Genomic DNA, 10,780 nt, shown 5'->3' on the forward strand with positions numbered 1-10,780 from the left:
GGGTTGGTTATGAAAAATAAAAGCATGAAACAAAAAATTATAGATTCATCTGTTTTTTTATTTAATACAAAAGGCTTTGATGGTACAACGGTTCGTGAAATTGCGAAAAAAGCAAATTGTAATGTTGCCAATATCTCCTATTATTTTGGAAATAAAGAAGGTTTACTTGAGCATCTTGTTTCCTCTTACTTAGAGAGATATTTGACAATTGTCGAACATGCCTATATTGAATTGGATAATAGAACTGCCAGAGAATGTTTATTGCTAGCGATCAGAGGCATTATGGAATACCAAAAGGAAAATCGACAGTTATCACGATTTGTCCAAAGGGAAATTACATTTGATACCACATTGATTCGTGAAATCATGACCACCTATATGGCGAAGGAAAAATACTATTTTCAAACTATTTTTGAAACAGGGATGAAACAACAGGAATTTGCCCTTATTCCAATTCCGTATACCATTATGCAATTAAAAGGTATGCTGTCGATGCCATATTTACATCCTCAATATATGTCAGAGGTTCTACATTTAATGCCTTATGAACTGTATGTGAGTGAACAATATTGCCATGAAATCGAGAAGTGGGTCAACACGACGATCTGTAAACAACCACAAATGGTGAGAAACAATGTAACGCCATTCCCGGTTAACTTTATTCAGCATATGTCCACATAAGTGGTGGGATGATTACAATATAAGTAACCACTTAAGTGGGTTTCAAACCTTAGTTGAATAAAGTTAAAGCCTCCGAAGGAGACATGCGATTTTCAAAGGTAACTTTTCGAGCTTAGGATCAAAGACTAAGAACGCCACATCCTGTGGCAACGTCTTTGTGACCCACTTCGTGTGGGCCTAAAAAATCTGGGCGCAAATACGCCTTGGCGTATTTGATTATGTAGTCGGAGAAACTAGAACCGCATTTTTATATAAATCATCAAACCCTTGATTTAAATCCTTCCTGCTGTGGGCATCGGATCCATAGACAAGGGGGATTTTTCGTTTTATAGCCTCTCTAATGATTTGTTCAGGAGGATATACCTCTAGGCAAAGAGGCTTATTTATCCCAGCGCCATTATAGTCCAAAGAAAGCCCTTGTTCAGCAATCCTGTCTAGTATCTTGGATATTTTCTCGTAGAAATTTTTTGATGTAGGGAATTTTTTTTGAAACTTATGAACAAGCGTCATATGACCGATTCTTTTTGGTTTATACTGACCAAGGTCTGATGTAACTGAAGATAGCAAAGTATCATAATATGCCTCGTAAACAGCCTCTATTGATGAGTATTCCCTTATCATCGTTGCGAATGTATCAGGACTATAATCGAGGCAATAGAATTGATTTCTATTTTTTAGGAAATGAACAGATAGAATGCTATCATTCAAATATCGACCATACTCGTTTAAAAAGGCTTTTGTATCTTCTTCATAACCCTCAATATAGTCGACCTCTAAACCGATATTAATCTTGATATCAGATGCAAACTTTTTTTGAAGCTCTGATAAAACCGTAAAATAGTGTTCTAATTCATTTGCGTTCATTCCACTATCCTTTTGAGGTGTGGGATCAACAAAACGTGATGGAAGTGGAGCATGCTCTGTGAATGAAATTTCATCAAATCCTAATTGAAGAGCACGTGCAATATAATCCTCAAATGTATCCTTCGTACCATGTGGACAGAAGGGTGTGTGGACGTGACCATCTGCTTTCATCGACAAATCCCTCATTTTCTATAAAATTTGTAAAAAATTTTAAAAGTTTTAGTCAAAAATTGTCGTTTACATGGTATCATAAATACATTAAAAAAAACATTTCCATGAATTTTATATAAAAATACATAAATGTCTAGAACGAGATTGATTGTGGGAGCAAGGAGGCCAAATTATGGAGATCATAATCGGCATAATCGTAGTAGTAAGTGTAGTTGCCATTTTTGGATTTTATTCGAGAAAAAAGATCTATAAAGATGTTGATAGGCTTGAAGCCTGGAAGATAGATATGATGAATCGGCCAGTAACGGATGAAATAGCAAAGGTAAAAGATCTAAACATGACAGGACAAACTGAGGAATTATTCGAACGCTGGCGAAAACAGTGGGATGAAATTGTTACAGTCTCACTTCCTGATGTCGAGGAATTATTATTTGATGCTGAAGACTTAGCAGATAAATATCGTTTTGGAAAAGCAAAACGAGTACTCGAACAAATCGAAGCCGTTTTGAATGATGCTGAAAGCAATATTGCGATTATCTTAGATGAACTTAAAGATTTAGTTGGCAGTGAAGAAAAAAATCGGGTAGAGGTTGATGAATTAAATCAATTGTATCGTGATTTGAAAAAGAATTTACTTGCACACCGACATACTTTCGGTTGTGCAGAAAAACAGCTTGAAGCGAATCTAGAAGGTGTTTATGGGAAATTTAAGGAATTTGAAGAAGCTACCACTAATGGGAATTATTTTGAAGCTAGAGAAATCGTACTTCTCATAAAGGATGCCCTTTCCGTAACGAAGAAACAGATGGATGAAATCCCTCATTTGCTACATGAATGCCAGAGCGTGATTCCAAACCAACTAAATGAAGTTTCAGAAGGATATAGCCAAATGGAACAGGAAGGCTATTCTCTTGAACATCATCAAATTGAAAAAGAAATCGAAAGAATGAGAGAGCAACTAACTCAGTATATTACTTTAATTGAAGAGCTTAAGCTTGAAAAAGTGAAAAAAGGATTGGATGAAACACATGAATCCCTCGATACAATTTATGATTTACTTGAAGTGGAAGTAAAGGCAAATCAGTTTGTTAAAAACGAGGTTGAAAAAATAGAACAGGATCTTGAAGACTTGATTGAAGGCAGTAAGAGCACTGAGGAAGAGACATCATTTGTTCAACAAAGCTATCATGTAAATGACCATGATCTTGATCGTCACCGAAATATCGTGAAACAAATCAAGCAACTTGTGAAACAATATGTTTCGATTCAAGTAAAGCTTGAAGAAGACCAAATTGCCTATTCTTTAATTAGAAAAGAACTAGAAGAGGTTTACGGTAAGATTCAAGATGTGAAGGAAGAGCATTTACAATACTCAGAAATGCTGAAAACCCTTCGTAAGGATGAACTACATGCTAGAGAACAAATTTTAGAAATGAAGAAACAGCTTGCAGATGCAAAACGTCTTATTTCAAAAAGTAACATTCCAGGGCTGCCAATAAAATACTCGGAGCTTATGTCCGAATCGAAATTATCACTAACGCAAGTAATGTCAACGCTTGAGGAAAAACCGCTAAATATGAATACGGTGAATCAAGCCCTACAAAATGCACTTGATTTAATTTCACAGACACATAAGAATACTGAAGAAATGATCGAACAAGTATATCTTGCAGAAAAAGTTATTCAATATGGAAACCGATATCGTAGCCGAAATCCAAAGATAGCAGTAAGTTTACTCGAAGCTGAAAGCTCTTTTAGGAATTTTGAGTATGCACTTGCACTAGAGCAAGCTGCAACTGCCATTGAGGACGTGGATCCAGGAGCACTGAAGAAGATTGAAGTATTACTTGATGACGAAAGTGAATAAATAAAGGACCTCAAATTATTGGGGTCCTTTCATTTTTAATTCATTCATTTTATGGTATGATTTTGATGCAAATAATGCATAGTAGGGGAAATTAGATGATTTATTTAGATAATAGTGCGACAACCAAACCATTTGATGATGTTATTGATTCGTATATAAAAGTAGCGACGAATTATTTTGGTAATCCCTCTTCCTTACATGGAATTGGTGGACAAGCCGAAAAACTTTTAAGTCAGTCTCGTACACAAATTGCATCCCTTTTACATGTAAAACCACAGGAGGTTATTTTTACATCCGGCGGGTCAGAGGGGAATAATTATGCAATTAAGGGGATTGCTTTACAATATCAAAATCGAGGCAAACATATTATTACAACATCAATTGAGCATCCATCTGTAAGTGGAGCCTGCAACCAATTGACAGACCTTGGATTTGAAATTACCTATCTTCCAGTTAACGAAAATGGTGTCGTATCGATTGAAAGCTTAAAAAATGCAATTCGTGAAGATACGATTTTAGTTTCGATCATTCATGTGAATAATGAGGTCGGGACAATCCAACCGATTGAAGAAATCGGAAAGCTTTTAGAAAAGTATCCGAAGATTATTTATCATGTTGACCATGTACAGGGAATCGGCAAAACACATTTAGATTTTAATAAGGCGAAACTTGATTTATGTACGATTTCAGGGCATAAATTTAATGGTCTTAAAGGAACTGGAGTACTTTTCGTCCGCCATGGTTTGCGAATTAAATCCTTAATCGCTGGTGGTGACCAAGAAATGCAAAAAAGGGCAGGTACGGAAAATGTAGCAGGTTTTGTTGCCCTAGCAAAAGCATTAAGGTTAACGATAGAAAAAAGAGATGACAATATCAAGCATCTTAGAAGACTAAAAAAAGCGATTATCGAAAAATTAACGAAATTGAACGATGTCAAGATTCACACACCTGAGGAAAGTAGCGCTCCGCATATTATTAATTTTTCAATTGATGGATTAAAGCCAGAGGTTTTTGTACATTTATTGGAGGAAAAGGAAATTTACGTATCGACTACCTCCGCATGTTCATCGAAAAATAATGAGCCTAGTAAAACATTGCTTGCAATGGGAGTGTCTGAAGTCCAAGCGAATAGCTCCATTCGAATTAGCTTATCCCATCAAAATCAGCTAGAAGAAGTTCCAATTTTAATCAATGCTATAGAAAATTCAATTCAGAAATTACAAAATGTAATGGGGGAAAGAAATGGAATATGATCACATATTAATTCGATTTGGTGAAATCACAACAAAAGGTCGAAATCGTAATTTGTTTATTAATAAACTTTTAAATCAGATAGGAAAAAAGCTAACAAAATACAAAGGACTCAAGTTTGAAAAAACAAGAGACCGAATTTATATCAAACTTAACGGAGAACCACATGAGGAAATTGTGGAGGTTCTCAAAAATATCATTGGAATTCAATCCTTTAGTTTAGCATTAAAGACTGTAAGTGAAATTGAACATATTAAAGAAGGAGTTCTAGCAGCCTTCAAACAGTTGGATCATGAAGGAAAGTCATTCAAAATATCAGCTCGACGTTCTGATAAAAACTTTCCACTTGATTCTAATCAGTTAAATTATGAATTAGGAGCGCATATTTTAAAGAATGTTAAGGGAATCTATGTAAATGTGCATACCCCTGATATCAATATGCGCGTTGAGGTTCGTTCAGAAGCAACATATATTACCTTTAAGGATGAGATAGGTTTAGGCGGACTTCCAGTCGGCTCAAGCGGGAAAGCCATGCTTATGCTTTCAGGGGGCTTTGATAGTCCTGTTGCGGGCTTCCTAGCCATGAAAAGGGGATTAACGGTTGAGGCTGTGCATTTTCATAGTCCTCCATATACAAGCGAACGTGCGCGCCAAAAGGTGATTGACCTCGCACAGCAGCTTACTGAATTTACTGGAACAATCAAGCTGCATATCGTGCCATTTACTGAAATTCAGACCACAATACAAAGTCAAATTCCAGAAAACTATACGTTGATTTCAACTAGACGGATGATGCTTCGAATTACCGATGAGATTAGAAGAAGACGTAATGCGCTAGCGATCGTAACTGGAGAAAGCTTAGGACAAGTAGCAAGCCAGACATTGGAAAGTATGCATGTTATTAATAACGTCACCAATACGCCGATTATTCGTCCACTTGTAACTGAAGATAAGTTTCATATTATAGATATGGCAAAGAAAATCAATACACATGATATTTCGATACGACCATTTGAGGACTGCTGTACAATATTTACACCTGCAGCACCAAAAACAAGACCAAGACTTGAAAAAGTAACACATTATGAAAGTTACACTGATTTTGAAAGCTTAATTGAAAAAGCAGTTAATGATACAGAAGTACTAACATTGGATGGCTCAAAGAAAGAAGAAATTCAGGACTTATTCTAATAGAAAATCATTCTTTTGTTGTGAACATTTACCAGTCACTTAAATGAATTATGCTTGTGGGTTTTACACATTCTATACTCACAAGGAGGTGAAGTCACATGGCAAACAACAATAGCAATCAACTTCTAGTAGCTGGTGCTCAACAAGCTATCGACCAAATGAAATATGAAATTGCATCAGAATTTGGTGTAAACCTTGGTGCTGACACAACTTCTCGCGCTAACGGATCTGTTGGTGGAGAAATCACTAAGCGTTTAGTATCTTACGCTCAATCACATATGGGCGGAGGAAACTTCTAAAAAAATAAAATAAATGGCTACAAGGACGGGTTCATACCCGTCCTTTTTTGATGTGAAAAATTGCAATTAGAATCAGATATTATAACCTGGTCATAAATTTTTCACAAAATCCCTTCCAAATAGATTATAATATTTAATATAATTAGACTATAAAAACGGAGGAGGAATTATCGTGAAAAGAGAAGATTTAATTGCACCTGCAATCTATAACCTTGTTCAGGAAATTGAAAAATACGCAAATAACCCAAAAAAGATTGCTGTAAAATGGGAAGATGAGCAGGGGACTAAAAAGGAAATCACATACGTAGACCTCTTCAAAAATGTAAATCGAATTGGGAATTCCTTAATTAACAATGGCCTTAGGAAAGGTGACAAAGTATTAGTTATCGTTCCTCGTCTAGTAGAAGCATATATGGTTTATTTAGGCGCATTAAAAGCCGGATTAGTCGTCATTCCAAGCTCTGAAATGCTCCGTACAAAGGATCTTCAATACCGAATCATCCATGGAGACGTTAAAGCGATTATTAGCTACCACCCATATTGTGATCAATTTTTATCTATCGAAGATATCGATCATATTCAAAAGTTTGTAGTTGGTGATAAAGTAGAGGGTTGGGTCTCGTTAGAAGAGAATATGAAAAAACAATCTGATGAACTGCATGCAGTAGAAACAAGTAAGGATGACATGGCATTTTTATCCTACACCTCTGGGACAACTGCGAATCCGAAGGGTGTTGTTCATACACATGGATGGGCATATGCACATTTAAAAACTGCAGCACCATACTGGTTAAGCATCAGTGAATCCGATACAGTTTGGGCGACAGCTGGTCCTGGTTGGCAAAAATGGATTTGGAGCCCATTCCTTTCAGTTTTAGGGAGTGGTGCAACTGGATTTGTGTATTCCGGCAAATTTGATCCAAATAAATACTTGGAATTGCTAAGTTCCTATAAAATCAATGTCTTATGTTGTACACCAACTGAGTATCGGCTAATGGCAAAGGTAGAGAATTTATCCAATTACTCACTACCTGATTTACATAGTGCGGTTTCAGCTGGAGAACCTTTAAATCGAGAAGTGATCGACACGTTCAAAAGAGAATTTAAGGTAGAAGTTCGTGATGGATATGGACAGACTGAAAATACATTATTAGTTGGTGTTTTAAAAGGAATGACAATAAAACCTGGCTCAATGGGAAAACCAACACCGGGCAATAATGTTGAAATTGTCGATGAGTATGGAAAGCCTTGTGCGGTAGGCGAAGTTGGCGATATCGGTGTCCACGTAGACACACCAGCTCTTTTTAAAGAATATTACAAGGACCCTGAAAGAACTGCCATGCAGTATAGAGGGGATTACTATATTACAGGAGACAAGGCGAAAAAAGACGAAGATGGCTATTTCTGGTTTGAAGGGCGTGCTGATGATATTATCATAAGCTCAGGCTACACAATCGGGCCATTTGAAGTTGAAGATGCACTTGTTAAGCATCCATCTGTAAAAGAGTGTGCGGTTGTAGCAAGCCCTGATGAAATTCGTGGTAATATTGTAAAAGCATTTGTTGTATTACGTGAAGGCGTAGCTGCTAATGAGGAGTTAGTCAAAGACCTTCAAGGATTTGTAAAGCAAACGACAGCACCATATAAATATCCAAGAAAAATAGAATTTGTAAATGATCTACCTAAGACAACTTCAGGAAAAATTAGAAGAATTGAGCTTAGACAAGCAGAAATAGCAGCAAAGGCAAATGCATAATTTAGTAGAAAAGCAGATAGTATTTTTACTACCTGCTTTTTCATGTTAAAGTAACCTTAATTTAATAGACGGTAGGTGTGATGATGGGGACTTTATGGACGGGTGGACAAATTTACACGATGGAGCGGGAAAATGAGACTGTAGAAGCAGTCTTCGTTGAAAACGGCACCATTATTGCTACAGGAACGAAGCAAGAGATTGAAAGACAATTTAAAAATAGAATTTCCAAGGTTATAGATTTAGAAAAAAATACGATGTTTCCAGGGTTTGTAGATAGTCATATGCATCTCATTGGCCACGGAGAAAAATTGATGAAACTAGATTTTTCGTTAATGACATCCTCGCAGGACATTCGTGATGCAATTCAAGAATATGTAAAAGACAAGCCTAAGGGTGAGTGGATTATAGGGGAAGGATGGAACGAGAATCAGCTTCCTGACCGAAAGATTTTCCACCGCAATGAACTAGATGAACTATCACCCAATAATCCGCTCATGTTAAAAAGAATTTGCCGGCACGCAGTAGTTGTGAATTCAAAAGCATTAGAGTTAGCCGGTATCACGGATGATACACAAATCCCTGAAGGTGGGATTATTGTAAGGGATACAAATGGACATGCTACAGGGTATTTGCTGGACCAAGCTCAGGAGCTTGTAAAAGCAGTAATTCCGGTGGTGACGGAAGATTACATTCAAAATGCACTTCATTTATCCATTAGGGATTGCTTGCGAAAAGGTCTTGTTGGTGGACATACAGAGGATTTGAATTATTATGGAGGCTTTGAGCGCACGTTTCGAGGAATTCGTGAAGTAATCAATGAAGATGGTATCAAATTTAGAACAAATCTATTAGTACACCATGAAGCGGTCGATGACATGCATCGACTTGGCTATTCCTTTGGAGACGGTGGAGATTATCTTGAATTTGGAGCGATGAAAATCTTTGCTGATGGCTCTCTTGGTGGCAGAACCGCATTATTGAGTCATCCGTATAATGATTCACCAAAAACGTCAGGTGTAGCAATCCATTCTTTAGAAGAATTGAAACAACTTGTTCAAAAAGCTAGAAGGTATAAGATGCCGGTTGCCGTCCATGCGATTGGTGATCTTGCATTTGAATATGTGTTAGATGCGATTGAAGAATTTCCCCCACTACAAAATCAACGAGATCGTCTGATTCATGCTCAAATTTTACGGAAAGAGTTAATCGAACGAGCAAAACAATTACCAGTCATTTTAGATATCCAGCCAAGATTTGTTGCTTCAGATTTTCCGTGGGTAGTTGAAAGAATTGGTGAAACGAATATGGAATATTGTTATGCATGGAAGACATTATTGCGGGAAGGCCTTCAATGTGCAGGTGGTTCTGATGCACCGATTGAACCGATTGATCCCCTTCTAGGTATTCATGCGGCGGTTACTAGAAAGAAACCAGGGGAAGAAGAGATTTTCATGCCTGAACAAAGAATCTCTATTTATAAGGCGGTCCAGTTATTTACAACAGGAAGTGCGTATGCTATTGGAAAAGAGGATTGTATGGGGAAAATTTCCCCCGGCTTTAAAGCGGATTTTACCGTTCTAGATAAAGATCTTTTTCATATCCAAGAAGATGAAATTCTGGGTACGAATGTAATGATGACAGTCGTTGATGATACAGTGATGTATGATCGATGAACAAAATGACCAAGCGGCAGCTTGGTCATTAATCGTTTAAAGGGTCATTCTTATAAAAATGTTCGCTTTACCTTTTCCCAGAAAGAATTATCTTTTAATTTCACAGTTTTTATTCTTTTTTCACTTAACTGTATATCAATTTGCTTTACATTCCGGATGCTGAGAGCTTCATTGTCCATCCCAATGGTTGGGAAGTCGTTTCCATCCTGTACATCACGCAATGTTAATTTGCGTGTTCCACTTAGAATAAATGGAGAATCTAGAGTGCGATATTGATTTGTATTTAATGACGCAAGTTCAGTGACTTGCATACAAGGAAGCAATGGATCGACGACAGCTCCTCTAACCGACTTATTATATGCTGTACTGCCAGTTGGGGTCGAAATAATCATGCCATCGCCACGGAATGTTTCAAAATGCAAATCATCAATATAGACGTCTAAAACCAAGGTTTTTATGATTGCTGATCGTATGGAGCATTCATTCAAACAATAAAATGATGGGTTATTATCTACTTTCACCTCAATGATTGGGTAACGGCGAACCTCAACTTGTTCATTTAACATAGCTTCAACAATTTTGTCTGTATCATCGGCATGGAAATCACAATAAAGGTTTAGAGCACCGGTTGTTGAGATCCCGACGTATAGACAGTCCTGGCGAAATTTTGTTTGACGAACTGCCTGTAGGAAAGCCCCATCTCCCCCAATACTAACAATGATATTTGCTTTAGCAGCATCATCCACAACTGTAAATTTATGCTCCTTTGCTAACTGATTTAGTTTTTCAACATATTCAATTAGTTTTTCTTCTTTTCTATAAAAGAAATAGAGATTGCGACGTTCCATATAAACACCCTCCTACTGGTTTTTAAATGAATATAAATGGGTTAAACCATTAAAGATATTATGAACCCTTTCATTTAGTTTATCATTTAATTGAAACTAAATTGGTTTTGATTCGTATATATTTTTGAACATTTATTTAACTTTATTCAATCGGGGGTGGACCCCCGATTGAATAAAGT

The 10,780-nt window shown here is 36.8% G+C and carries 9 protein-coding genes; 7 read left to right on the top strand and 2 right to left on the bottom strand.

Annotation, left to right across the window (positions count from 1 at the left end):
• The first annotated feature begins 9 nt into the window (after positions 1-9).
• Positions 10-681 (top strand): forespore capture DNA-binding protein RefZ, encoded by a 672-nt coding sequence (refZ, locus tag V7097_RS23995; protein ID WP_335706157.1) that lies wholly within the window; start codon positions 10-12, stop codon positions 679-681.
• A 216-nt stretch (positions 682-897) separates the two neighbouring features.
• Here the strand turns inward: refZ and hisJ are convergent, their stop codons facing one another.
• The gene (hisJ, locus tag V7097_RS24000; protein WP_335706158.1) at positions 898-1,716 is read right to left on the bottom strand and encodes a histidinol-phosphatase HisJ; all 819 of its coding nucleotides are present in this window, start codon (positions 1,714-1,716) and stop codon (positions 898-900) included.
• Between the two features lie 172 nt (positions 1,717-1,888).
• Here hisJ and ezrA point away from each other — a divergent pair, with 172 nt between their 5' ends.
• The 6 genes from ezrA (at position 1,889) to V7097_RS24030 (ending at position 9,753) form a co-directional block, all read left to right on the top strand.
• The gene (gene ezrA, locus V7097_RS24005; RefSeq protein WP_335706159.1) at positions 1,889-3,583 is read left to right on the top strand and encodes a septation ring formation regulator EzrA; all 1,695 of its coding nucleotides are present in this window, start codon (positions 1,889-1,891) and stop codon (positions 3,581-3,583) included.
• Between the two features lie 95 nt (positions 3,584-3,678).
• Positions 3,679-4,836, top strand: coding sequence for a cysteine desulfurase family protein (locus V7097_RS24010; protein ID WP_335706160.1), 1,158 nt, complete (start codon positions 3,679-3,681; stop codon positions 4,834-4,836).
• The gene (thiI, locus tag V7097_RS24015; protein WP_335706161.1) at positions 4,826-6,025 is read left to right on the top strand and encodes a tRNA uracil 4-sulfurtransferase ThiI; all 1,200 of its coding nucleotides are present in this window, start codon (positions 4,826-4,828) and stop codon (positions 6,023-6,025) included. Before V7097_RS24010 ends, thiI begins: the two co-directional genes overlap by 11 nt.
• A gap of 98 nt (positions 6,026-6,123) precedes the next feature.
• Positions 6,124-6,324, top strand: coding sequence for an alpha/beta-type small acid-soluble spore protein (locus V7097_RS24020; protein ID WP_335423651.1), 201 nt, complete (start codon positions 6,124-6,126; stop codon positions 6,322-6,324).
• 172 nt (positions 6,325-6,496) lie between these two features.
• A complete protein-coding gene (gene mbcS / locus V7097_RS24025; RefSeq protein ID WP_335706162.1) occupies positions 6,497-8,080 on the top strand; it encodes an acyl-CoA synthetase MbcS in 1,584 nt (527 codons plus the stop codon).
• Positions 8,081-8,163: 83 nt separating this feature from the next.
• Positions 8,164-9,753 carry an amidohydrolase gene (locus V7097_RS24030; RefSeq protein ID WP_335706163.1) on the top strand — a complete coding sequence of 530 codons (1,590 nt, stop codon included), beginning with the start codon at positions 8,164-8,166 and terminating at the stop codon, positions 9,751-9,753.
• A gap of 50 nt (positions 9,754-9,803) precedes the next feature.
• On the opposite strand, the gene V7097_RS24035 is transcribed toward V7097_RS24030, so the two are convergent.
• A complete protein-coding gene (locus tag V7097_RS24035; protein WP_335706164.1) occupies positions 9,804-10,601 on the bottom strand; it encodes an NAD kinase in 798 nt (265 codons plus the stop codon).
• Positions 10,602-10,780: the final 179 nt, after the last annotated feature.

Origin of the sequence: Bacillus sp. JJ1562, assembly GCF_036962705.1 — a bacterium.
Taxonomy (GTDB): domain Bacteria; phylum Bacillota; class Bacilli; order Bacillales; family Bacillaceae_L; genus Ferdinandcohnia.

Excerpts from the sequence above, each read along its gene's own strand:
- V7097_RS24020 (WP_335423651.1), top strand. The coding sequence starts at position 6,124 with ATGGCAAACAACAATAGCAATCAACTTCTAGTAGCTGGTGCTCAACAA.
- V7097_RS24030 (WP_335706163.1), top strand. The coding sequence starts at position 8,164 with ATGGGGACTTTATGGACGGGTGGACAAATTTACACGATGGAGCGGGAA.
- refZ (WP_335706157.1), top strand. The coding sequence starts at position 10 with ATGAAAAATAAAAGCATGAAACAAAAAATTATAGATTCATCTGTTTTT.
- V7097_RS24010 (WP_335706160.1), top strand. The coding sequence starts at position 3,679 with ATGATTTATTTAGATAATAGTGCGACAACCAAACCATTTGATGATGTT.
- thiI (WP_335706161.1), top strand. The coding sequence starts at position 4,826 with ATGGAATATGATCACATATTAATTCGATTTGGTGAAATCACAACAAAA.
- V7097_RS24035 (WP_335706164.1), bottom strand. The coding sequence starts at position 10,601 with ATGGAACGTCGCAATCTCTATTTCTTTTATAGAAAAGAAGAAAAACTA.
- hisJ (WP_335706158.1), bottom strand. The coding sequence starts at position 1,716 with ATGAAAGCAGATGGTCACGTCCACACACCCTTCTGTCCACATGGTACG.
- ezrA (WP_335706159.1), top strand. The coding sequence starts at position 1,889 with ATGGAGATCATAATCGGCATAATCGTAGTAGTAAGTGTAGTTGCCATT.